Consider the following 21,216-nt stretch of genomic DNA (forward strand, 5'->3'; position numbering starts at 1 on the left):
CATGGAAGCGCTCGATCGGATCGAACTGACCGGACTGACGGCCTTCGGGCGGCACGGCGTCTTCGACTTCGAACGCGAGAACGGCCAGGACTTCACGATCGACCTGCGGCTGTCGCTGTCCACGCGGCGCGCCGCGGAGTCCGACGACGTCGCGGACACCGTGCACTACGGCGAGCTCGCGGAGCAGGTGGTCGCGATCGTGGCGGGAGAGCCGGTGAACCTCATCGAGACCCTCGCCCATCGCATCGCCGACGCGGTGCTGGCCGACGAGCTCGTGCGGGCGGTCGACGTCACTGTGCACAAGCCCCACGCTCCGATCACCGCGCAGTTCGCCGACGTGTCGGTCACCGTGCGCCGCTTCGCGCTCGACCAGCCCGACGGGCAGGACGCGCCGTGAGCCGCGACCTCGCCCGACCGCTCGGCTCAGCGCCCGCACGCGAGCGCCCCGCGGCGGTGGCGGCCGTGGTCGCGCTGGGCGCCAACCTCGGCGACCGGGCCGCCACCCTCGCCGCCGCCGTCCATGAGCTCGAGCGCCTGCCGCTGACCGAGGACGTGACCTGCTCGCGCCCGCACGAGTCGGTCGCCGTGAAGCTCGACGGCCCGGACGCCGACGCCCCCGCCTACCTCAACGCCGTCGCCCTCGTGACGACGCGGCTCGCGCCCACCGTGCTGCTGGGGTACCTGCAGGCGATCGAGGAGCACCACGGGCGCGTGCGCCGCGAACGGTGGGGCGATCGCACGCTCGACCTCGATCTCATCGCCTACGGCGACGTGCGCTCAGACCACCCTCGGCTGGTTCTCCCGCACCCGCGCGCGGCGGAGCGCGACTTCGTCCTCGTCCCCTGGCTCGAGGTCGACCCCGACGCGGTGCTGCCCGGCGCCGGCCGCGTCGACGCGCTGCTCTCCCGGCTGCGGGGGGAGCGGGCATGAGGCGGACGAACGCCGTGACCCTGCTCGTGGCGGCCCTGCTGGGCGGCGGCGCCGGTTTCCTGCTCGATCACGTGCTCACCGCGTCGGGACGCGCCACCTTCGCGCCCTCGCTCATGCTCCCCGTCCTCCTCGTGCTCCTGGGCGCCCTCGTGCTCGCGCTCGCCTGGCCCGTCCGCCGATCCGTGCGCGACCCCGATGCGCCGCGCGTGGATCCGTTCCGCGCGCTGCGCATCGCCGTGCTGGCGAAGGCGTCGAGCATCGTGGGCGCCGTCGTCGGGGCCGCGGCGCTCGGTCTGCTGCTCTACGGCGCCACGCGGCCGGTGGCACCCGCGCTAGGGTCGGTCGGGACGACCATCGCGTGCGCGATCGCGGGTGCACTCCTCGTGGCTGCCGCGCTGCTCGCAGAGCACCTCTGCACGTTGCCGAAGGACCCCGATGAGCGAGATCCCGACGAACCCGCAGCCGGAGCCGAGCCCCGCTGAGGTCTCGACGCCCGTCCTCGACGACGACACGTATCGCGGCATCCGCGAACCGCGCCGCGGCGGTGGCCTCGCCCTCGACGGCACCTGGCACCAGATCTCGCCGAAGTACGTCGCATCGCAGCTGCTGCAGAACGCGATCTTCCTCGTCGTGGTCTGGACGGTCGCGATCGTCGTGTGGGCGCTCGCCGACGCGCAGGTCTGGCCATGGGTCGTCGCGGGCGCCGTCACGCTCATCACCGCGCTGCCCCTCGCCATCCTCCCGCGGCAGGCGCGTGCGCTCGGATACATGCTGCGGGCCGACGACATCGTCTTCCGCAAGGGGATCCTGTGGCAGCGGATGGTCGCGGTGCCGTACGGGCGGATGCAGCTGGTGGACATCACGGGCGGTCCGCTCGACCGCGCCTTCGGCATCGCGAAGCTGAAGATGGTGACGGCGGCGGCGACCACGGGCGTGGAGATCCCCGGGCTCGGGCAGGACGCGGCCGAGGCGCTGCGCGACGCACTCATCGAGGTGGCCGAGACCCGGCGGACGGGGCTGTGAGCGCGATGGCACCCACGCCGGCCTCACCCGGCGCAGGCGCCGGCGTCGCCGTGCTGCCTGGTGGCGGCGCGTCGGCTGTCGCCGACGGCGAGTGGCACCGGCTGCACCCTCTCACGCCGCTGTTCAAGGGCGGCCTCGCCCTGCTGATCGTCGCGGGCATCGCGCTCAACAACATGCGCGACCGCCTCATCTTCTGGGCGGTGTCGCTGTTCACGCCGCCGGAGGCGCACGTCGACGACTACCGGGGCGGCGATCCGTTCGACTGGGTGCTGGCCAACAACCTCATCCTCGTGGCGCTTCTCGCGACCCTCGGCGTGGTGGCGGTGCTCGTGCTCGTGTTCTGGCTGGTGTGGCGGTTCCAGCAGTTCCGCATCACGGAGGAGCACGTCGAGGTCCGGAAGGGCATCGTCTTCCGCTCCCACCGGCGGGCGCCGCTCGACCGCGTGCAGGGCGTGAACCTCACCCGCCCGTTCCCCGCGCGGCTCATCGGAATGGCCAAGCTGGAGGTCGTGGGCGCCGGCAGCGACGCGAACGTGGTGCTCGAGTACCTGGCCACCACCCGCGCGGAGGCGGTGCGCGCCGACATCCTGCGGCTGGCCTCCGGCGCCCGGGCGGCGCGAGTTGCGGCCCGCTCCGGCGCGGCGGTGCCGGCCGCCGGGCTGCGCGCGCAGGTCATCGGGCATCTCAACGAGGGCGTGAGCGGCCTCATCGAGGGAGTGGACCTCGGCGACGTCGCGCCGGAGAGCGTCGTGAAGATCCCGACGGGCCGGCTCGTCGGGTCGCAGGTGATCGGCGGGGTCATCTGGTTCGTCTTCTTCATGGTCGTCTTCGCGGCCGTCATGCTCGGGCTGCTCCCGATCGCGCTCGCGAACGAGGACGGCGACGGGATGCTCGTGCTCCTGGGAGCGGGCATCGGGATGGGGCTTCCGTTCCTCCTCGCGACGGTCGCCATCGTCTGGGCGCAGATCTCCCGATCGCTGCGCTATGCCATCGCCCCGACCCCCGACGGCGTGCGGATCACGTTCGGTCTCTTCACGACGGTCACCGAGACGCTCCCGCCCGGGCGCATCTTCGCCGTCGAGGTCTCGCAGTCGCTGCTGTGGCGGCCGTTCGGCTGGTGGACCGTGAAGATCAACCGCATGACGGGGAAGAGCCTGGCGCAGCAGAGCAGCAGCACCGCGCAGCAGTTCAACGTGGTGCTGCCGGTCGGCAAGCGAGCGGACGTGGAGCGCGTGCTCGCGCTCATCCTCCCCGACGCCCCGGTCGCCGATCTCCCGCTGGTGTGGGAGCACGGGATCCTCGGCCCTGTCGAGGGCGACCCCTACCGGCGCATGCCCGCCCGGGCGGCGTGGCGGCGCCCGCTCTCGTGGCGGCGTCACGGCTACGCGGTCACCGACTTCGGCCTGCTGCTGCGCCGCGGCCGGATCTGGCGGAAGCTCGCGATCTTCCCGCTCGCCCGACTGCAGGGCGTCTCGATCGCCCAGGGGCCGATCGATCGCCTGCAGCGGGTCGCCTGGGGTCAGGCGCACACGGTCGCCGGTCCCATCTCGGGTCAGGTCGTCGGACTCGAGCGAGACGACGCGATCGCGCTCCTGCAGGAAGCCAGCCGGCGTGCGGTGCACGCCGCCTCACGCGACCACACCCACCGTTGGGGCGAGCACCTCGCGCCGATCCCGATGGATTCCGACGCGGATGTCGATTCCGGTCTTCCCCGTTCGACGCACTGAGTGAGAGGGTCGAGACGCGACCCCCGCGAGAGGTGGAGAGACCGATGAAGTTCATGATGATCATGCGCGCGACCGACGAGGCCACCGCGGCGTACCGGCAGGTCCCGTTCGAGGAGATCCTCGAGCAGATGGGCCGGTACAACGAGGAGCTCATGAAAGCCGGGGTGCTCCTCGCGGGTGAGGGCCTCGCCGACATCGACGACAACGCGTTCGTCGTCGACTTCTCGAGCGAGCCGCCGCTGGTCACCGATGGCCCCTACGGCGAGACGAAGGAGCTCTTCAGCGGCTTCTGGATCATCGAGGTCGCCACGAAGGACGAGGCCGTGCACTGGGCCCGGAAGGTGCCGCTCGGCCCGGGGTCGAAGATCGAGGTGCGCCGGGTGACGGAGATGAGCGACTTCCCCGCCGACAACGAGTGGATCGAGAAGGAAGCCGGATGGCGCGAGGAGCAGGCGAACCGCGCGCAGTGACGGCGGCACCGTGAGCGGCGCGGCGGACGAGGTGCGCCGCGCCGTCACGGCCGTCTGGCGGGCCGAGGCCGCGCGCATCGTGGCGACCCTGACGCGCTACACGGGCGACTTCTCCCTCGCCGAGGACCTCGCCCAGGAGGCGGTGGCCGACGCGCTCGCGCAGTGGCCGCGCTCCGGCATCCCCCGGAACGGCGCCGCGTGGCTGACGACGGCGGCCAAGCACAAGGCGATCGACGTCTGGCGACGTCGGGAGCGCTACGACGCGCGCGTGGTGGCGCTCGCGCACGCGCTCGACGAGGCGCAGCCGGACGCGGACCCGTGGGACCCGGACGAGATCGACGACGATGTGCTGCGCCTCGTGTTCGTCGCGTGCCACCCCGTGCTCGCACCGCCCGCGCGGGTGGCTCTCGCACTGCGCGCCGTGGCCGGTCTCGAGGCCGACGAGATCGCGCGCGCTTTCCTCGTGCCGACGGCCACCGTGCAGCAGCGGATCGTCCGCGCCAAGCGCGCCCTCGCGGAGGCGGGCGTGCAGTTCGAGGTTCCACTGCCCGAGGAGCGGCCGACGCGGGTGGCCGCGGTGCTGGCAGTGCTCTACCTCGTCTTCAACGAGGGCCACTCCGCGAGCTCGGGTCAGGACCTGCTGCGGCCCGACCTGGCGCGCGAGGCCATCCGGCTGGCCCGCATCCTCGCAGCGCTGCTGCCGCGAGAGCCCGAGGTGCACGGCCTCCTCGCCCTCATGGAGCTCACGGCCTCCCGGTTCCCCGCGCGCACCGACGCGCGGGGAGAGCCGGTGCTGCTGGCCGATCAGGATCGCCGGCGCTGGGACCGCGCCGCCATCGCGCGCGGTCGCGCGGCGCTCGCCCGCGTCGACCTGCTGGGCCGAGGCCGCGGGCCGTACGCGCTGCAGGCCGCCATCGCGCAGTGCCATGCCGTCGCGCCCGACGTCGCAGGCACCGACTGGGCGCTCATCGTGCGGCTGTACGAGGCGCTCGCGCAGGTGGCCCCGTCGCCCATCGTCGACCTCAACCGCGCGGTGGCCGTCGCCGAGGCATCGGGGCCGGACGCGGGGCTGCGCATCGTCGACGAACTCGTCGCGGGCGGACGGCTGCGGACCTACCATCTGCTGCCCGCCGTGCGCGGCGAGCTGCTCGCGCGCCTCGGGCGGGACGAGGAGGCGCGAGCGGAATTCGCGGACGCCGCGGCGCTCGTCCGCAACGAGCGGGAGCGTGCGGCGCTGCAGGCGCGCGCGGCCGCGACGGGAGCCCCTACCAGCCGTGCGCGTTGAACCACTCGTGTCGGCGTGCGACCTCCGCGTCGCTCTCGGCGGCGTCCGACGTGTCGTGGGGGAGGAAGCGCCCGCGCGGATCGAGCTCGATGAACCGGCCGCAGGTCGGGCAGAGCGCCAGCCCGTGCGGATAGCCGTCGTCGAGGGGTGGGGCGGGGGCGCCGCGCTGGCCCGTGCCCGGGCACCCTGCGGCGTCGGCGGCGAGGTCGCTCCACATGATCGCGCGATGCCGGTGCAGGCCGGGGTGGTCGAGAGGACGGGTGCAGCGCGCGCCGTCGCGACGGCTGCGGCAGAAGCGCATCATGACGACGAGGATGCCAGGTCGACCCGGGGCACGGCGCCATCGCGTAGGGTCGACGCCGTGCGACGGGACGGACGACTGGGAGTCGGCATCATCGGAGCCGGCCGGGTGGGGCCCGTGATCGGGGCAGCGCTCGCGGGCGCAGGACACGCGATCACCGGCATCACGAGCGGGTCCGACGAGGAGCGCGTCTCCGCTGTGCTGCCCGATGTGCCCGTGCTCGATGCGCTCGAGGTCGTGCGTCGCTCGGAGCTCGTCGTGCTCGCGGTGCCGCATGCCGAGCTCCCCGGCCTCGTGCACGGGCTCGCCGACCTGGGAGCGTGGCAGCTGGGGCAGCTCGTGCTCCACACCGACGCGGCATACGGGATCGAGGTGCTGCGCGCGGCTGCCGAGAAGGGCGCCATCCCGCTCGCCGTGCACCCCGCGATGGCCTTCACGGGCACGACGATCGACCTGCGCCAGCTCTCCGCGTCGTACGCCGCCGTCACCGCGCCGGGACCGGTGCTGCCCATCGCCCAGGCGCTCGCGGTCGAGCTGGGGTGCGAGCCGGTCGTGGTCGAGGAGGCCGACCGGGTCGCGTACGCCGAGGCGATCGCGACGGCGTCGGAGTTCTCGCGGCAGATCGTCCGCCAGGCGACGGGGATCCTCCGCGGAATCGGGGTGGAGAACCCCGGCGGGTATCTTTCGGCCCTCGTGCGGTCGACCGTCGACCAGGCGCTCACCGAGGCGAGCCCGGCCATCCCCGACCTGCCGCCCGAGGAGTGACCAGGACCGGCTGACTAGACTTGCAGGCAGACTTTCTGAGGAGCTTGCATGTCTGAGACGCCCGTCGAGAACGCCCCCGAACCGACCGAGGAGGACGTCTTCGAGCAGAAGGCGGTCCGCCTGGCCAAGCGCGAGCGGCTGATCGCCGAGCGCGGTTCGGCGGCCGGCGGCGCCTACCCGGTGACCGTCCCCGTCACCACGACCATCCCCGCCCTGCGTGCGGAGTACGGCGAGCTCGAGGCCGGTGCTGAGACGGGCGTGACGGCGGGGGTCGCGGGACGCGTCGTGTTCAGCCGCAACACCGGCAAGCTCTGCTTCGCGAGCCTGCAGTCCGGCGACGGCTCCCGCATCCAGGCGATGGTCTCGCTGGCGAACGTGGGCGACGAGTCGCTCGCGCGCTGGAAGGAGCTCGTCGACCTGGGTGACCATGTCTTCGTCTCCGGCGAGGTCATCTCCAGCCGTCGCGGCGAGCTCTCGATCATGGTGACGGACTGGGAGATCGCGGCCAAGGCCGTTCTGCCGCTGCCGAACCTCTACACCGAGCTGAGCGAGGAGGGCCGCGTCCGCAGCCGCTTCCTCGACCTCATCGTGCGCGACCAGGCGCGTGTCACGGTGCGCTCGCGCGCGAAGGTCAACGCGAGCCTCCGCGCCACGTTCGACCAGCACGACTTCGTCGAGGTGGAGACCCCGATGCTGCAGGTGCAGCCAGGCGGCGCCACTGCACGTCCGTTCATCACGCACTCCAACGCGTTCGACACCGACCTCTACATGCGCATCGCGCCCGAGCTCTACCTCAAGCGCGCGGTTGTGGGCGGCATCGACCGCGTCTTCGAGATCAACCGCAACTTCCGCAACGAGGGCGCGGACTCCACGCACAGCCCCGAGTTCGCGATGCTCGAGGCCTACCAGGCCTACACCGACTACAACGGCATCGCCGACCTCACGCAGGAGCTCATCCAGAACGCCGCGGTGGCGGTCGCCGGAGACACGAAGGTCACCTGGGCGGATGGCACGGTGTACGACCTCGGCGGACAGTGGGACCGCGTCTCGATGTACCCCTCCCTCTCGGAGGCAGCGGGCGTGGAGGTCACCCCCGGCACCCCGCTCGAGGAGCTCCTGAAGCTCGCCGAGGCGAACGACGTCGACGTGCCGTCGCACGCCACGCACGGCAAGCTCGTCGAGGAGCTGTGGGAGCACTTCGTCAAGCAGCACCTCACCCGGCCCACCTTCGTCATGGACTTCCCCGTCGACACCAGTCCGCTGGTGCGCGAGCACCGGAGCGTTCCCGGAGTCGTGGAGAAGTGGGACCTCTACGTGCGCGGCTTCGAGCTCGCCACGGGCTATTCCGAGCTCGTCGACCCCGTCATCCAGCGGGAGCGGTTCGTGGAGCAGGCGAAGCTCGCCGACCGCGGCGACGACGAGGCCATGCGCATCGACGAGGAGTTCCTCCGCGCGCTCGAGCACGGCATGCCGCCCACCGGCGGGATGGGCATGGGCATCGACCGTCTGCTCATGGCGATCACCGGCCTCGGCATCCGCGAGACGATCCTCTTCCCGCTGGTGAAGTAAGCGCTCCGGCGGCCGGATCACGGCCGCCGGAACGCCCACGGCGGAAGGTAGGCCGCGTTCAGCATCGACGCGATGATGCTGGCGAGGCCGTGGTCGGGCTCGATCTCCGTCACGAGGTGCACGTAGTGCGCGGCATGGGTCGCGCGGCCGAGCGCCCAGCTCAGCCACGCCGCCGAGACGAGGGGCCCCACGCGGGCCTCCCGGGGCGCGGCTGCCGCGAGTCGCCGCACGAGCGCGAGCGCCCGCTCCAGCCGCTCGGCGTCGGGTCGCGGCCCTTCGCCCATGAGCCGGATCGGGCCGTCCGGCTCGGATCGGTCGCCGGCGCGCCACCGCTCGTTGAACTCCAGCGCGCGATAGCCCTCCGCCAGATCGGCGCTCCACTGCGACAGCGCGACGTCGCGGTAGAAGGGGCGGTCGAGCGCCCACACCAGCGCGGCCGCGAGGTACGGCTCGAGCCCGTCGGGGTCCCAGCCCACGCACTCCTCGAACACCTCCGGCAGATGTCCGAGCAGGCACACCGCGGCGAGAGCGCGCGGGGGCACTCCGCCGATCCCCGCCGGGCTGTCGCCGCCGAGCACGTCGGCGGCCCGCGAGACCTCCCGGAGCGCCCGCGCGACGCGCTCTCGCTCGGCGAGGTCGGATGCCGGCAGATCGACGCCGTCGCCCTGGTCCGCGAGCACCGCCGACGGCTCGACGCCGTCAGGGAGCGCGTCCTCGTGCGCGATCTCCGCGAGCGGCCGCGCCTCTCCGGGGTCGTCGAGGTACGAGCCCCACCCGTCTGCGGCCACGCACAGCGCGTCGACGGCGTCGAGCCCGCAGTGGTCGGCGCGCTCGCGGAGCCACCGCATGAACCCGTCGAACGCGATCGCGCCATCGCCGTCGCGGAACGGGCGGTCGGTGTAGATCACCGCCGTGAAGCGCGTCACATCGGGCAGCCGGCACACGACGCCGAGCGCGGTCGCGGCGACCTCGCCCCACGCCTCCTCGTCGGGCGGGAGGTCCAGGCGCGCGACTGCCGCCGTGCACCCGTCGGCGATGGGCACCACGACGAGGCTCAGGCGCGGGAGATAGCCGCACACGTGAGGGAGGACGGAGAGGAACTTCTGCGCGGACCGCGCGGGGATGATCGTCGTCATGCCCTCGAGGCTCCCGCCGCGCGCCGCCGCGGTCGCGGTGCTCACAGCCGCCGGAGGGCGGCGCGCCGGGTGAGGGCGGCCTGTGGAGGAGACGTCGGCCGCCCGGGCATCTCCCAATCAGGCCCCGTAGAATGCGATCGTGGACAGTTTCTGGGTGGCGGCGCTCTGGTCGCTCGCGCCCACCGTGGCGATCGCGCTGGTGTTCTGGATGATCCTGCGGAACATCATCCGCTTCGATCGCACCGAGCGGCGCACGTACGCGGCCATCGAGGCGGAGGAGCGCGCGAAGCGCGGCCTGCCGCCGCGGGAGGACTGACCGCGGCCTGTCAAGGCTCTGCCGCCGGCGCCCCGCGCACGCGAGGGTCGATGCATGTTCTTCGGCTACCACGCGTCCCATGAGCAGCTGCCGCCGAGCGCGCTGCTGTCCGCCGTCCAGCTCGCGGAGTCCGTGGGCTTCGAAGGCGCCATGTGCTCCGACCATCTCGCGCCGTGGGGACGCGCGCAGGGCGAGTCGGGGTTCGCCTGGTCCTGGCTCGGCGCGGCGCTCGCGACCACCCGCTTCGGCTTCGGCGTCGTCACGGCCCCCGGCCAGCGCTACCACCCCGTGATCACCGCCCACGCCATCGCGTCTCTGGGCGAGATGTTCCCCGGCCGCTTCTGGGCGGCCCTCGGCAGCGGTGAGCGCATGAACGAGCACGTGACGGGCGACCCGTGGCCGGAGAAGGGCGAGCGCGACCGCCGCCTCGACGAGTGCGCGGCGATCATCCGCCGACTGCTGGCCGGCGAGCGCGTGGATCACGAGGGTGCGGTGCGCGTGCACGAGGCGCGCCTGTGGAGCCTTCCTGCGGCCATCCCGTCGCTCGTGGCCGCGGCGATCTCGCCGCAGACCGCGGCCCGCGTCGCGGGCTGGGCGGATGGCCTCATCACGACGGGCACGGACGCGGACGCGCTGGGGGACACGGTGAGCGCCTACCGGGAGGCGGGCGGGCAGGGCGAGGTGAGCCTGCAGCTGCACCTCAGCATCGACGCCTCGCGAGAGCGCGCGGCGGACATCGCCCGCGATCAGTGGCGGCACGGCGCGGTCAGCGAGGTCTCCCCGTGGGACGTCGCGCAGCCGGAGGACTTCGATCGGCTGGCCGAGGAGGCCGACGAGGACCCGGCGGAGACCGTGCTCGTCGGCGACGACCCCCGCGAGCTCGCCGACCGGATCCGCGCCCTCACGGCGGGCGTCGACCGCGTCTACCTGCACCACGTGGGGCAGGACCAGCGCGGCTTCCTCGAGGAGCACGCGCCTGCCCTCCTCGCCGAGCTGCGGGGCGCCCGATGAGACGGGAGAACGTGGCCGACCTCTGGTGGCGGTCCGCCGTCGTCTACTGCCTCGACGTGGAGACCTTCCTCGATGGAGACGGGGACGGCATCGGAGACCTGCCGGGGCTCGTTCGCGCCGTGGACTACGTCGCGGACCTGGGCGCCACGGTGATCTGGCTCATGCCCTTCTACCCGTCACCGAACCAGGACGACGGATACGACGTGGCGGACTTCTACGGCGTCGACCCGCGCTACGGCACCCACGGCGACCTCCTCGAGGTCATCCGCGTCGCGCACGGTCGCGGCCTGCGCGTGATCGTCGACCTCGTCGTCAACCACACCTCCGACGAGCACCCGTGGTTCGTCTCCGCACGCCGGTCGCGCACCTCGCCGTATCGCGACTTCTACGTCTGGCGCGACGATGCGCCAGACGACGCGGAGAACACCGTGTTCCCCGGTGAGGAGGCGAGCATGTGGGAGTGGGAGCCGGAGACCGAGCAGTACTTCCTGCACAGCTTCTACCGGCATCAGCCGGACCTGAACTTCGCGAACCCGCGGGTGCGGGATGAGATCGCGAAGGTGGTCGCGTTCTGGCTGAGCCTCGGCCTCGACGGCTTCCGCGTCGACGCGGTGCCGTTTCTCGTGGACCCCTCGCCGGAGCGGATCGCCGACCCGCACGAGTATCTGCAGGACATCAAGCGGTTCCTCCGCCGGCGCTCGCCGAGCGCCGCGCTGCTGGGCGAGGTCGCGCTCGACCACGACGGCCAGGAGGCGTACTTCGGGTCGGGAGGTGACGAGCTCGACCTCCAGTTCGACTTTCAGACCAACGTCGCGCTGTACCTCGCGTTCGTCCGCGGCGATCCCACCCCCATCGTCCGCTCCATCGAGAGCCGCAAGGCGCCATCCGACGACGTGAGCTGGGCGCTCTTCCTGCGCAATCACGACGAGCTGTCCCTCGCCCTCCTGAGCGAGGAGGAGCGGCAGGAGGTGTTCGAGGCACTCGCGCCCGACGAGGCGCAGCGCGTCTACGGCCGCGGGATCGTGCGGCGGCTGCCGACCATGCTCGAAGGCGACCAGCGCCGGATCCGGCTCGCCTACAGCCTGATGTTCTCGCTGCCCGGCGCCACCGCGCTGCTGTACGGCGAGGAGATCGGCATGGGCGAGAACCCGGACCTCGAGCGTCGCCGCGCGGTGCGCACGCCGATGCAGTGGACCGCGAGCGGCGGCTTCTCCACGTCGGACGAGCCTGTCGCGCCCTTTCCGGAGGGCGCCTGGTCTCCTCGAGAGGTGAACGTCGCCGATCAGCGGCGCGACCCCGACTCCCTGCACCGGTTCCTGCGGACGGTGATCGCCGCCTACCGCTCGACACCGGCGATCTCCTGGGGCGCGTTCGAGGCGCTTCCGTGCGATGCGGCGGGGGTGCTCGCACACCGCATGCGCTCGGATCTGGGTGACGCCCTCTTCCTCCACAATCTCCGGGATGAGCCGGTCGACGTGCGGCTGGATGTCGACGCACAGGACGACGCCCTCCTGTGCGACCTGCTCGACTCGGAGCGGCCGCGCCCGCTGCCGCGGCCACTGGAGATCTCGCTCGAGGCCTACGGCTTCCGCTGGTACCGGCTGCGCGGCGCGTCGGAGATCGGACCGGAGGAGGCGGGACCGGCGCGCGCCTGAGCGGCGGCGCGGCGCCGGACCCGCGTCCGGCCAGGTCAGGTCGAGATCTCCTCGACGGTCTCGCCGGTCTCGACCGGGGCGAGCGCGAGGGCGATGTCGGCCTGGCTGATGATGCCGACGAGCCGGTGGTCGTCGAGCACGGGGAGCCGGCGCACCTGGTGATCCTGCATCAGGGTGAGGGCGTCGCGGATGTCGTCGCCCGCGTCCACCGTGACGGGCGCCCCCTCCGCGAGCTGTCCCGCCCGCGTCGAGCTCGGGTCGCCCCCGGACGCGATGCACTTCACGACGATGTCGCGATCGGTGAGCATCCCCTTGAGCTTCCCGTCCTCCCCGCAGATCGGCAGGGCGCCGACGTCGAGGTCGGCGAGCAGCTTTGCCGCGTCGACGAGCGATTCCTGCTCGCCGACGCACCGGGGATCCGAGGTCATGATGTCGCGTGCCGTGGTCATGGTCCTGCTCCTTCGTCCGCTGCCAGGTTCGGTCGCGACGATACGAGCCGCGACGATGGACGGCAGGGCGGTTGACAGACGCGGCGTCCACGCTCTCGTCGCGGGTGCACCCCTGTCCGCGACCGCGCAACCCCCTATCGTCGACCGACGCACCTGGATACCGTCGGCGGCATGACCGTCACACTCACCGGCCTCGCGACCGTGGTGCCCCCGACCGTTCTCCATCAGGACGAGGTGAGGGAGGTCTTCGGATCGCAGCCCGAGCTGTCGCGGCTGGCGAAGCGCCTGGTGAGCACGTCCTTCGGCGTCTCCGGAATCGAGCGCCGCTACACCGTCCTCACCGAGCTCGGCGAGCGCACCGCGCAGCCCGGCGTCGAGCGCGTGTTCTACGACGCGGAGACGGGCCTGCTGATGTCTCCGGGGACGAAGGCGCGCAACGACATCTATGCGCGGGAGGCGAGCCGGCTCTACGTCGACGCCGGCCGCGCGGCGCTGGCGAACCAGGAGGAGTTCTCGGCCGAGGACGTCACCCATGTCATCACCGTGTCCTGCACCGGGTTCTACGCGCCGGGCCCGGACTTCGTCGTCGCGCGCGATCTCGGGCTGCCGGCCGACGTGCAGCGGTTCCACCTCGGCTTCATGGGCTGCTATGCCTCGCTTCCCGCCCTCCGCCTGGCGACGCAGCTGTGCCAGGCCGATCCCGAAGCCGTCGTCCTCGTCGTGAGCGTGGAGCTGTGCACGCTGCACCTGCGCACGTCCGACGACCCCGACACGATCATCGCCACGTCGCTGTTCGGGGATGGCGCTGGCGCGGCGCTCGTGTCGGCTCGCCCCATCCCGTCGCACGAGCCGGGCTTCGAGCTCGACCGGTTCGCTTCGCGGGTCGCCCCGGAGGGCGAGTCCGACATGGCGTGGCGCATCGGCGACCACGGATTCGAGATGGTCCTCTCGAACATGGTCCCGGCCATCCTCGGCCAGCACGTGACCGGCGCCGTCCAGCCCCTCTTCGCTCCCGAGCCCGACCTCGCCCGCGCCCTCGACGAGCGGCGCGCGGGCGACGTCATCCCGCACTGGGCCATCCACCCCGGCGGTCGCAGCATCCTCGACAAGGTCGAGTCGGCCCTCGAGCTCAGCGAGGCGCAGCTGCTGCCGGCGCGGGCGACCCTGCGCGACTTCGGCAACATGTCCAGCGCGACGGTGCTGTTCGTGCTGCGCCACATCCTGGATTCGCCGGCCGCCGCGGCCGGGGAGCGCGTGGCGGCCATGGCGTTCGGCCCCGGCCTCACCGTGGAGTCCGCCCTGATGACCATCCGGGGCTCCTGATGGCCGGACGGCTCGCCACGCGCGACGCCGTCGTCGCCGAGCGGATGGACGACCCCGACTGCGACCCGGACCGGCTCGCGCGCACCTACGCGCGCTTCGGGCTCATGAACGCGGTCGTGGCCGCGCCGCGCGCGGCGTACCGTCGCTGGATCGCGCCCCGCCTGCGGCAGGGGGACGTGCGCCTGCTCGACGTGGGCACGGGCGGCGCCGACTTCCCGCGCGCGGTGTGCCGGTGGGCGCGACGGGAGCCCGGGCGGCTCGACGTGCTCGCGATCGACCCCGATCCGCGCGCTTTCGCGTTCGCCGAGCTCGTGCCGCCCACGCCGGGCCTGCGCGTGCGCCGCATGGACACCACGGCCGTGCTCGCGAGCGGCGAGCGGTTCGACGTCGTCATGTCGAATCACGTGCTCCACCACCTCTCCGACGACGAGGCCACCGCGCTGATGGCCGAGACCGCGCAGCTGCTGCGCCCGGGCGGCGTCGTCGTGCACCGCGACATCGAGCGGTCACGCGGAGCGTACGTCGCCTTCGCGGTCGGCACGCTCCCGGTGCATCCGCTCCTCCTGCGGGGCACGTTCCTGCGCGAGGACGGGCTCACGTCCATCCGTCGCAGCCGCACGCGTGCGGAGCTGGAGGCGATCGTGCCGCCGGGCTGGCGGGTCGAGCGAGGGCGGCCCGCGCGCCTCGAGGCGGTGCACGAGGCATGAGCGCGTCGCACGACGTCGTCGTCGTGGGCGCGGGGCCGGTCGGCATGCTGCTGGGGTGCCTTCTCGCGCAGCAGGGTGCGGACGTGGCGGTGCTGGAGCGCTCGCTCGCGCCGTCGGCGAGCTCGCGTGCGGTCGGCATCCACCCGCCCGGGTTCGCCGCGCTCGCCGCGGCGGGCATCGGCGACGACATCGAGCACGCGGCGCTGCGCATCCATGAAGGCGTCGCGCTCTGCCGCGGGCGTCGGATCGGGACCCTGTCCTTCGCGGACCCCGTGCGGATGCTCCCGCAGGACCGCACGGAGGCGCTCCTCGAACGGCGCCTGAGCCGGGTCGCTTCCCGCGCCCTGCGCCGCGGGATCGAGGTCCGGGGCCTGCAGACGACGGCCGCCGGGGTGGAGCTCGAGACGTCGGAGGGCTCCGTCGCCGCACGCCTGCTGGTCGGGGCGGATGGCACGCGCAGCTTCGTCCGCGAGCGCGCGGGGATCCGGTGGGAGCGCCGCGATCCCGACGTCCGGTTCGTCATGGCCGACGCCGACGATTCCGGCGAGCATCGCGGCCGCGCGCTGCTGCACCTCGAACCTGACGGGGTCGTGGAGTCGTTCCCGCTTCCGGGAGGCCGGCGCCGCTGGGTCGTCCGCACCGACGCGCACCGCGCCGATGGCGCGGCGCGCGTGCGCGCGTGGTCTCGCGCCGCCTTCGCCGCCGTCGTCGAGGAGCGGGTGGGTGCGGTCCTCGACACCGCCACCATGAGCGAGCCCAGCCCCTTCGCCGCCCGTCAGCAGCTTGCCGCCACGTTCGCGCGCGGGCGGGTCGCGCTCGCGGGCGATGCCGCGCACGAGGTGAGCCCGATCGGCGGGCAGGGGATGAACCTCGGATGGCTGGACGCACGCGCCCTCGCCGACCGCCTCCTGTCTGGTTCGAGCGGAGGTGACGCGTGGGGGGCCTACGCGTGCGCGCGCCGTGCTGCGGCGGAAGGGGCGATGCGCCGCGCGCGTTTCAACATGGCGATGGGCGCCCCGCGCGAGGACGCTGCGCTCACCGCGCGCAACGCCGCCATCCGCGCCCTGGCCCTTCCGCCCTTCCGGAAGGTGCTCGCCGGGACCTTCACCATGCGCGGGCTGTGACGGACGTGGCTGATGTCAAGCCCTTTCCTCCGAGTTCCGTCACGCGCTTCTCTGGACATGCCAGAGAGTCCGCACGCAGCAGAGGAGAGGGTAATGAGCCACAGAACCACCGATCGGGTCGGCTACGCCGAGACCCCGGTCCAGAAGGCCGCGCTGATCCTGGGAGTCGTCTTCCTCCTGGTGGGCATCGCGGGCTTCATCCCGGGGATCACCTCGGGCGTCGACCAGCTCGAGTTCGCATCGCACACGTCCGAGGCGATGCTCCTCGGCATCTTCCAGGTGTCGATCCTGCACAACCTCGTGCACGCCCTGTACGGCGTCGCCGGTCTCGCGATGGCGCGCACCGCCTCGGCGGCGCGCAGCTACCTCATCGTGGGCGGCATCGTGTACGCCGTGCTGTTCATCTACGGTCTGTTCGTTCCGCACGACAGCGCCGCGAACTTCGTTCCGCTGAACAGCGCCGACAACTGGCTGCACCTGGTGCTGGCCGTGGCGATGATCGCGCTCGGGTTCCTCCTCGGACGGGACACGGTGCGTCGTCGCGCCTGATTCCGCTCCACCGAGCCGCCGTCCGCACACGCGGGCGGCGGTTCGCTGTGCCGGGGAGGGTGCCGCGGAGCGCCACCGGGTCAGGAGCGGCACGGTCAGGAGCGCTGCCGTCGCTTCGCTAGGCTGGCCAGGACGAGGAGGGTTCCGATGGACTGGGTGGTGAGCTCCGCCTTCTGGCTCGGCGCCTACACGGTCGTCGACATCATCGTGCGCATCCTCGCACTCGTCGTCGTCCCGGCGAACCGCAAGCCCACCTCGGCGATGGCTTGGCTGCTCGCGATCTTCCTCGTGCCGATCCCGGGCATGATCCTCTTCCTCCTCATCGGCAACCCGCGTCTGCCGCGGGAGCGCCGGGAGATGCAGACCGAGATCAACGGCGTCCTCCGCGAGGCCAATGAGCACCTGGAGCGCGGCACACCGCGTCCGAACGAGCCGGGCTGGTTCAGCGCGATCGTGCGCATGAACCGCGAGCTGGGCGCGCTGCCGCTCTCGGGCGACAACGGCGCACGTCTCGTGACGGGATACCAGGAGAGCCTCGACGAGATGGCCGAGGCCATCCGCTCGGCCCGTCGTTACGTGCACGTCGAGTTCTACATCCTGAAGTCCGACCGGTCGACCGAGAGCTTCTTCCGTGCACTGGAGGAGGCGTGCGCGCGGGGTGTCGCCGTCCGCGTGCTCATGGACCACTGGGCGAACCTGTCCAAGCCGCTGCACCGGAAGACGCGCGACCGCCTCAAGCGCATGGGGGCGGACTGGCACTACCTGCTGCCCTTGCGCCCGTTGCGGCGCCGGTGGCAGCGGCCGGACCTCCGCAATCACCGCAAGCTCCTGATCGTCGACGGCGAGGTCGCCTACATGGGCTCGCAGAACATCACCGACGCGAGCTACAACGTGCGCTCGAACATCAAGCGCGGGCTGCAGTGGGTGGACCTGATGGTCCGGCTCGACGGCCCGGTGGTCTCCAGTGTCGACGCGGTCTTCCTCAGCGACTACTACAGCGAGACCGGGCAGACCCCGCCCGGCGTCGACCTGCGCGACATGGCGCCGGGGACGGGCGACGTGGACTGCCAGGTCCTGCCGTCCGGCCCCGGATTCGAGGTGGAGAACAACCTGCGGCTGTTCCTCGCCCTCCTGTACGCGGCGCAGCGGAGGATCGTGATGGTCAGCCCGTACTTCGTCCCCGACGAGGCGCTCATGCTGGCCGTCAGCGCCGCGGTCTCGCGCGGGGTGCGCGTGGAGCTGTTCGTCTCGGAGATCAGCGACCAGGCGATGGTCTACCACGCGCAGCGCAGCTACTACGAGGCGCTGCTGAAGGCGGGGGTGCACATCTACCTCTTCCAGTCGCCGTACATCCTGCACACGAAGACGGTGTCGGTCGACGACGAGGTCGCCGTGATCGGCTCGAGCAACATGGACATGCGCTCGTTCGGCCTGAACTTCGAGGTGTCGCTGCTCGTGCGCGGCGAGGAGTTCGTCCGTCAGCTGCGCGAGGTGGAGGACGACTACCGTGCGCGGAGTCGCCCGCTCCAGCTGGACGACTGGGTCGCGCGGTCGTTCGGGAGCAAGGTGCTCGACAACCTCGCCCGCCTCACGTCGGCTCTGCAGTGAGTCAGAGCCGCCCGGTCAGAGCCGGGCGGTCGGATGGCCGTGGGGGACGGCCATGAGGAGGGCGCCCTTCTCGATCCGGCAGTGCAGTCGGGTCGCCTGGCCGAACTCGTCGCCGTCGAGCTCCACCGGCTGGATGGACACCGGCGCGGTCTCCATCTCGATGCCCCGCAGGAACCGCACCGACGAGTCGCGGCGCCGCTCGACGACGCGGCGTCCCAGCCGCGAGCGGCGCAGCACGGAGTTGTCCCACCACACCTTTCGGAAGACGCCGAGCCATCCGAACACTCCCGATGGCTGGATGAGGGCGATGTCGAGCACCCCGTCGAAGACCGAGGCCTCCGGGATCAGCTCGATGCCCGCCGGCAGCGCCCCGCAGTTGGCGAACAGCACGCTCTGCACCTTCGCGGCGTGGAGCCTGCCGCCGTCGAGCTGGTAGACGACGCGGAAGGGCTCCGCTCCGGGAAGCGACCGGGCCGCGCCGTCGACGTAGGCGACCCATCCCACCTGCCGCTTCAGGCGCGCGTTGGTGTTGGCGATCATCGCCGCGTCGAGCCCGATGCCCGCCATGACGACGAAGGCGTGCTCCTCCACCTCGCCGGTGAGGCGACGCAGCCGCGCGACGCCGATGTCGGTGGCGACGACGTCGCCGTCGATCGCCGCGCGCACCATCTCCTCGGGATCGGCCAGTGGCAGTCGGAGGTTGCGGGCGAGGAGGTTGCCGGTGCCGCTCGGGACGACGGCGAGCCGCACCCCGGTTCCCCTCATCACCTCGGCCACCGCGCGCACGGTTCCGTCGCCGCCGGCGACGAGGACAGCGGAGACGCCCTCGGCGAGCGCGCGCTTCGCGGCGTGCTGCCCGGGATCCTCGATCGTCGTCTCGAAGACGAGAGGCGGCAGCCATCCGCACTCGTCGGAGATGAGCGTGACGGCCGAGCGCAGCGCGTCGGCCGAGGCGACCTTCACCGGGTTGTAGACCAGGGCGGCCCGCGGCGCGGCGGCGGGGGCGGCGGACATGCTCACACTCTAGGGCGGCGCGTCACGTCGCTTCCGGGAGCCCGCGCGGGTCGCACGCCTAGACTCTTAGGGTGATCGACCCCGTACTGCTGCGTGAAGACCCCGAGCTCATCAAGCGTTCTCAGGTGGCGCGCGGCGGATCGCCCGACGCCGTCGACGCCGCGCTCGCCGCGGACGCCGCCCGCCGCACGGCGATCAGCGCGTTCGAGGACCTGCGCGCCGAGCAGAACGCGTTCGGGAAGACCGTCGCGAAGGCGCCGAAGGACGAGAAGGCCGCGCTCGTGGCGCAGGCGAAGGACCTCGCCGACCGGGTGAAGGCCGCCCAGGCCGCCGCGAACGAGGCGGAGACCGAGTTCCGGACCGCGATCGACGCCATCCAGAACGTCGTGATCGACGGCGTGCCGGCCGGCGGCGAGGACGACTTCGTCGAGCTGCGCCGGGTGGGGGACATCCCCGCGTTCGACTTCGAGCCGCTCGACCATCTCGCGCTCGGCGAGAAGCTCGGCGCCATCGACATGGAGCGCGGGGCGAAGGTCTCCGGAGCGCGCTTCTACTTCCTCAAGGGCATCGGCGCGCGCCTGGAGCTGGCGCTCATGAACTACGCGCTGAACACGGCCCTCGAGCACGGCTTCACGCCGATGATCACCCCGACGCTCGTGCGGCCCGACATCATGGCAGGCACCGGCTTCCTCGGCGCGCACGCCGACGAGATCTACCGGCTCGAGGAGGACGACCTCTACCTCGTCGGCACGAGCGAGGTCGCCCTCGCCGGGTACCACAAGGACGAGATCGTCGATCTCTCGAGCGGGGCCATCCGCTACGCCGGCTGGTCGACCTGCTACCGGCGCGAGGCCGGCTCGCACGGCAAGGACACCCGCGGCATCATCCGCGTGCACCAGTTCAACAAGCTGGAGATGTTCGTCTACACGACCCCCGAGGACGCGGAGGCCGAGCACGAGCGCCTGCTGGCCATCGAGGAGCAGATGCTGAGCTCCCTCGGACTCGCGTACCGTGTCATCGACGTCGCGGCCGGTGACCTCGGCTCGAGCGCTGCCCGGAAGTACGACACCGAGGCCTGGGTGCCGACGCAGGGCGCGTACCGCGAGCTCACGTCGACCTCCAACTGCACCACCTACCAGGCGCGTCGCCTGGACATCCGTCACCGCCCCGACGGCGGGAAGACCCGGCACGTGGCGACGCTCAACGGAACGCTCGCCACCACGCGCTGGATCGTCGCCCTCCTGGAGACGCATCAGCGGGCCGATGGGTCCGTCGTCGTGCCGGAGCCCCTGCGCCCGTATCTCGGCGGACTCGACATCCTGGAGCCGATCGCATGACCTACCCCGTCGACGAGTCCGCACGCCTGCTCATCGCCCTCGACATCGACGGCACCGTCGTGCTCGAGGACGGCACCTTCAGCCCTGGCGTGCAGGAGGCGGTCGCCGAGGCCGCCGAGCGCGGCCACGTGGTGACGATCGCGACCGGGCGCAGCTGGGAGTCCGCCGCCCCCGTGATGGAGGGCCTGGGCATCCTGCCGCCGTACGTCGTGTGCGCGAATGGCGCGACGATCATGTCGCGCGACCCCGAGGACCCGACCGGGTACATCCGCCACACCACCGAGACGTTCGACGCCACCGAGGTGCTGCGGTTCATCCGCGAGCACCTCCCCGGCGCGAGCTACATGGTCGAGCTCGCCGATGGCACGCGCCTGTTCACGCAGTACATGGACGACTGGGACCTCAACCGACCGGGAGCCCGCCACGTCGAGTTCGAGGAGATGCTGGGCCTGCGCGTGACGCGCGTGGTCGTCGTCTCGCCCGAGCACGACGGCGAGGAGTTCAACGCCTTCGTCGAGCGCATGGGCCTGCAGCAGGTGACGTACTCGGTCGGCTGGTCCGCCTGGCTCGACATCGCCCCGCAGGGCGTGAACAAGGCCACCGCCCTGGAGAAGGTGCGCGAGTGGGTCGAGGTCGACCGCGAGCGCGTGGTGGTCATGGGCGATGGGCGCAACGACATCGAGATGCTGGCCTGGGCCGGCGAGGGCGGCGGCAGCGCCGTCGTGATGGGTCAGGCGCCGGCGGAGGTGCAGCAGTACGCGACGCAGCTCACGCTTCCCGTCGAGGGCGGGGGAGTCGCGGCCGCGCTGTCGGAGCTCGGCGTCGCGACCGCCACCATCGTCTGAGCGCCGGCCGGACCTGACAGCGACCCTTCAGGGGACCCGCCGACAATAGCGGGACGGCCGTTCCACTAGACT

The 21,216-nt window shown here is 72.2% G+C and carries 23 protein-coding genes; 19 read left to right on the forward strand and 4 right to left on the reverse strand.

Annotated elements, in window-relative coordinates; all coding sequences use genetic code 11:
• Window position 1: 1 nt before the first annotated feature.
• The 7 genes from folB to QWJ90_RS04340 are packed head-to-tail and all read left to right on the forward strand — an operon-like array spanning window position 2 to window position 5,435.
• Entirely contained in the window at window positions 2-397 is a 396-nt protein-coding gene (gene folB, locus QWJ90_RS04310) for a dihydroneopterin aldolase (protein WP_290106440.1), read from the forward strand.
• Window positions 394-930, forward strand: a complete 537-nt coding sequence (folK, locus tag QWJ90_RS04315) for a 2-amino-4-hydroxy-6-hydroxymethyldihydropteridine diphosphokinase (protein ID WP_436836689.1) — start codon at window positions 394-396, stop codon at window positions 928-930. Before folB ends, folK begins: the two co-directional genes overlap by 4 nt.
• Window positions 927-1,412, forward strand: coding sequence for a DUF3180 family protein (locus QWJ90_RS04320; RefSeq protein ID WP_290106441.1), 486 nt, complete (start codon window positions 927-929; stop codon window positions 1,410-1,412). The genes folK and QWJ90_RS04320 overlap by 4 nt, the downstream gene beginning before the upstream one ends.
• Window positions 1,366-1,953 (forward strand): PH domain-containing protein, encoded by a 588-nt coding sequence (locus QWJ90_RS04325; protein ID WP_290106442.1) that lies wholly within the window; start codon window positions 1,366-1,368, stop codon window positions 1,951-1,953. Before QWJ90_RS04320 ends, QWJ90_RS04325 begins: the two co-directional genes overlap by 47 nt.
• A gap of 5 nt (window positions 1,954-1,958) precedes the next feature.
• Complete coding sequence (locus QWJ90_RS04330) at window positions 1,959-3,680, forward strand: PH domain-containing protein (RefSeq protein ID WP_290106775.1); 1,722 nt, start codon at window positions 1,959-1,961, stop codon at window positions 3,678-3,680.
• 44 nt (window positions 3,681-3,724) lie between these two features.
• Window positions 3,725-4,150: a YciI family protein gene (locus tag QWJ90_RS04335; RefSeq protein WP_290106443.1), complete on the forward strand. Its 426-nt coding sequence runs from the start codon at window positions 3,725-3,727 to the stop codon at window positions 4,148-4,150.
• A 10-nt stretch (window positions 4,151-4,160) separates the two neighbouring features.
• A complete protein-coding gene (locus QWJ90_RS04340) occupies window positions 4,161-5,435 on the forward strand; it encodes an RNA polymerase sigma factor (protein WP_290106444.1) in 1,275 nt (424 codons plus the stop codon).
• Here QWJ90_RS04340 and QWJ90_RS04345 read toward each other — a convergent pair.
• Window positions 5,416-5,739: a hypothetical protein gene (locus QWJ90_RS04345; RefSeq protein ID WP_290106445.1), complete on the reverse strand. Its 324-nt coding sequence runs from the start codon at window positions 5,737-5,739 to the stop codon at window positions 5,416-5,418. The genes QWJ90_RS04340 and QWJ90_RS04345 overlap by 20 nt on opposite strands.
• Window positions 5,740-5,796: 57 nt before the next feature.
• Between QWJ90_RS04345 and QWJ90_RS04350 the strand changes: the two genes are divergently transcribed.
• Both QWJ90_RS04350 and lysS read left to right on the forward strand, forming a co-directional pair.
• Window positions 5,797-6,501 carry a DUF2520 domain-containing protein gene (locus QWJ90_RS04350; protein ID WP_290106446.1) on the forward strand — a complete coding sequence of 235 codons (705 nt, stop codon included), beginning with the start codon at window positions 5,797-5,799 and terminating at the stop codon, window positions 6,499-6,501.
• 48 nt (window positions 6,502-6,549) lie between these two features.
• Window positions 6,550-8,070 (forward strand): lysine--tRNA ligase, encoded by a 1,521-nt coding sequence (lysS, locus tag QWJ90_RS04355; RefSeq protein WP_290106447.1) that lies wholly within the window; start codon window positions 6,550-6,552, stop codon window positions 8,068-8,070.
• Window positions 8,071-8,087: 17 nt separating this feature from the next.
• On the opposite strand, the gene QWJ90_RS04360 is transcribed toward lysS, so the two are convergent.
• Window positions 8,088-9,206 carry a DUF4192 family protein gene (locus QWJ90_RS04360; protein ID WP_290106448.1) on the reverse strand — a complete coding sequence of 373 codons (1,119 nt, stop codon included), beginning with the start codon at window positions 9,204-9,206 and terminating at the stop codon, window positions 8,088-8,090.
• 139 nt (window positions 9,207-9,345) lie between these two features.
• Here QWJ90_RS04360 and QWJ90_RS04365 point away from each other — a divergent pair, with 139 nt between their 5' ends.
• The 3 genes from QWJ90_RS04365 to QWJ90_RS04375 are packed head-to-tail and all read left to right on the forward strand — an operon-like array spanning window position 9,346 to window position 12,188.
• Window positions 9,346-9,522, forward strand: coding sequence for a hypothetical protein (locus QWJ90_RS04365; protein WP_290106450.1), 177 nt, complete (start codon window positions 9,346-9,348; stop codon window positions 9,520-9,522).
• Window positions 9,523-9,576: 54 nt separating this feature from the next.
• Window positions 9,577-10,533: a TIGR03885 family FMN-dependent LLM class oxidoreductase gene (locus QWJ90_RS04370; protein ID WP_290106451.1), complete on the forward strand. Its 957-nt coding sequence runs from the start codon at window positions 9,577-9,579 to the stop codon at window positions 10,531-10,533.
• Window positions 10,530-12,188: an alpha-amylase family glycosyl hydrolase gene (locus QWJ90_RS04375; RefSeq protein WP_290106452.1), complete on the forward strand. Its 1,659-nt coding sequence runs from the start codon at window positions 10,530-10,532 to the stop codon at window positions 12,186-12,188. Before QWJ90_RS04370 ends, QWJ90_RS04375 begins: the two co-directional genes overlap by 4 nt.
• Before the next feature lie 35 nt (window positions 12,189-12,223).
• Here QWJ90_RS04375 and QWJ90_RS04380 read toward each other — a convergent pair whose 3' ends face one another.
• Window positions 12,224-12,637 (reverse strand): CBS domain-containing protein, encoded by a 414-nt coding sequence (locus QWJ90_RS04380; protein WP_290106453.1) that lies wholly within the window; start codon window positions 12,635-12,637, stop codon window positions 12,224-12,226.
• Between the two features lie 171 nt (window positions 12,638-12,808).
• On the opposite strand from QWJ90_RS04380, the gene QWJ90_RS04385 reads away from it, so the two are divergent.
• From QWJ90_RS04385 to cls, 5 genes are all read left to right on the forward strand, one after another.
• Entirely contained in the window at window positions 12,809-13,960 is a 1,152-nt protein-coding gene (locus QWJ90_RS04385) for a type III polyketide synthase (protein WP_290106454.1), read from the forward strand.
• Entirely contained in the window at window positions 13,960-14,667 is a 708-nt protein-coding gene (locus QWJ90_RS04390) for a methyltransferase domain-containing protein (RefSeq protein WP_290106455.1), read from the forward strand. Before QWJ90_RS04385 ends, QWJ90_RS04390 begins: the two co-directional genes overlap by 1 nt.
• A complete protein-coding gene (locus tag QWJ90_RS04395) occupies window positions 14,664-15,791 on the forward strand; it encodes an FAD-dependent oxidoreductase (protein WP_290106456.1) in 1,128 nt (375 codons plus the stop codon). The genes QWJ90_RS04390 and QWJ90_RS04395 overlap by 4 nt, the downstream gene beginning before the upstream one ends.
• Before the next feature lie 93 nt (window positions 15,792-15,884).
• Entirely contained in the window at window positions 15,885-16,340 is a 456-nt protein-coding gene (locus QWJ90_RS04400; protein ID WP_290106457.1) for a DUF4383 domain-containing protein, read from the forward strand.
• 147 nt (window positions 16,341-16,487) lie between these two features.
• Window positions 16,488-17,948, forward strand: coding sequence for a cardiolipin synthase (cls, locus tag QWJ90_RS04405; protein ID WP_290106459.1), 1,461 nt, complete (start codon window positions 16,488-16,490; stop codon window positions 17,946-17,948).
• A 15-nt stretch (window positions 17,949-17,963) separates the two neighbouring features.
• Here cls and QWJ90_RS04410 read toward each other — a convergent pair whose 3' ends face one another.
• The gene (locus tag QWJ90_RS04410; RefSeq protein ID WP_290106461.1) at window positions 17,964-18,962 is read right to left on the reverse strand and encodes a diacylglycerol/lipid kinase family protein; all 999 of its coding nucleotides are present in this window, start codon (window positions 18,960-18,962) and stop codon (window positions 17,964-17,966) included.
• Between the two features lie 71 nt (window positions 18,963-19,033).
• On the opposite strand from QWJ90_RS04410, the gene serS reads away from it, so the two are divergent.
• Window positions 19,034-20,299 carry a serine--tRNA ligase gene (gene serS / locus QWJ90_RS04415; protein WP_290106462.1) on the forward strand — a complete coding sequence of 422 codons (1,266 nt, stop codon included), beginning with the start codon at window positions 19,034-19,036 and terminating at the stop codon, window positions 20,297-20,299.
• A complete protein-coding gene (locus tag QWJ90_RS04420; RefSeq protein WP_290106463.1) occupies window positions 20,296-21,144 on the forward strand; it encodes an HAD family hydrolase in 849 nt (282 codons plus the stop codon). The genes serS and QWJ90_RS04420 overlap by 4 nt, the downstream gene beginning before the upstream one ends.
• The last annotated feature ends 72 nt before the right edge of the window (window positions 21,145-21,216 follow it).

Source organism: Microbacterium oryzae (assembly GCF_030406385.1).
In the GTDB taxonomy this organism is placed as follows: domain Bacteria; phylum Actinomycetota; class Actinomycetes; order Actinomycetales; family Microbacteriaceae; genus Microbacterium; species Microbacterium oryzae_A.

Coding starts and splice junctions, on each gene's coding strand:
- QWJ90_RS04380 (WP_290106453.1), bottom strand. CDS start 12,637: ATGACCACGGCACGCGACATCATGACCTCGGATCCCCGGTGCGTCGGC.
- QWJ90_RS04325 (WP_290106442.1), top strand. CDS start 1,366: ATGAGCGAGATCCCGACGAACCCGCAGCCGGAGCCGAGCCCCGCTGAG.
- QWJ90_RS04370 (WP_290106451.1), top strand. CDS start 9,577: ATGTTCTTCGGCTACCACGCGTCCCATGAGCAGCTGCCGCCGAGCGCG.
- folB (WP_290106440.1), top strand. CDS start 2: ATGGAAGCGCTCGATCGGATCGAACTGACCGGACTGACGGCCTTCGGG.
- cls (WP_290106459.1), top strand. CDS start 16,488: ATGGACTGGGTGGTGAGCTCCGCCTTCTGGCTCGGCGCCTACACGGTC.
- QWJ90_RS04320 (WP_290106441.1), top strand. CDS start 927: ATGAGGCGGACGAACGCCGTGACCCTGCTCGTGGCGGCCCTGCTGGGC.
- QWJ90_RS04400 (WP_290106457.1), top strand. CDS start 15,885: ATGAGCCACAGAACCACCGATCGGGTCGGCTACGCCGAGACCCCGGTC.
- QWJ90_RS04385 (WP_290106454.1), top strand. CDS start 12,809: ATGACCGTCACACTCACCGGCCTCGCGACCGTGGTGCCCCCGACCGTT.
- QWJ90_RS04410 (WP_290106461.1), bottom strand. CDS start 18,962: ATGTCCGCCGCCCCCGCCGCCGCGCCGCGGGCCGCCCTGGTCTACAAC.
- QWJ90_RS04375 (WP_290106452.1), top strand. CDS start 10,530: ATGAGACGGGAGAACGTGGCCGACCTCTGGTGGCGGTCCGCCGTCGTC.
- QWJ90_RS04360 (WP_290106448.1), bottom strand. CDS start 9,206: ATGACGACGATCATCCCCGCGCGGTCCGCGCAGAAGTTCCTCTCCGTC.
- QWJ90_RS04395 (WP_290106456.1), top strand. CDS start 14,664: ATGAGCGCGTCGCACGACGTCGTCGTCGTGGGCGCGGGGCCGGTCGGC.
- QWJ90_RS04420 (WP_290106463.1), top strand. CDS start 20,296: ATGACCTACCCCGTCGACGAGTCCGCACGCCTGCTCATCGCCCTCGAC.
- QWJ90_RS04335 (WP_290106443.1), top strand. CDS start 3,725: ATGAAGTTCATGATGATCATGCGCGCGACCGACGAGGCCACCGCGGCG.
- QWJ90_RS04345 (WP_290106445.1), bottom strand. CDS start 5,739: ATGATGCGCTTCTGCCGCAGCCGTCGCGACGGCGCGCGCTGCACCCGT.
- lysS (WP_290106447.1), top strand. CDS start 6,550: ATGTCTGAGACGCCCGTCGAGAACGCCCCCGAACCGACCGAGGAGGAC.
- QWJ90_RS04330 (WP_290106775.1), top strand. CDS start 1,959: ATGGCACCCACGCCGGCCTCACCCGGCGCAGGCGCCGGCGTCGCCGTG.
- QWJ90_RS04390 (WP_290106455.1), top strand. CDS start 13,960: ATGGCCGGACGGCTCGCCACGCGCGACGCCGTCGTCGCCGAGCGGATG.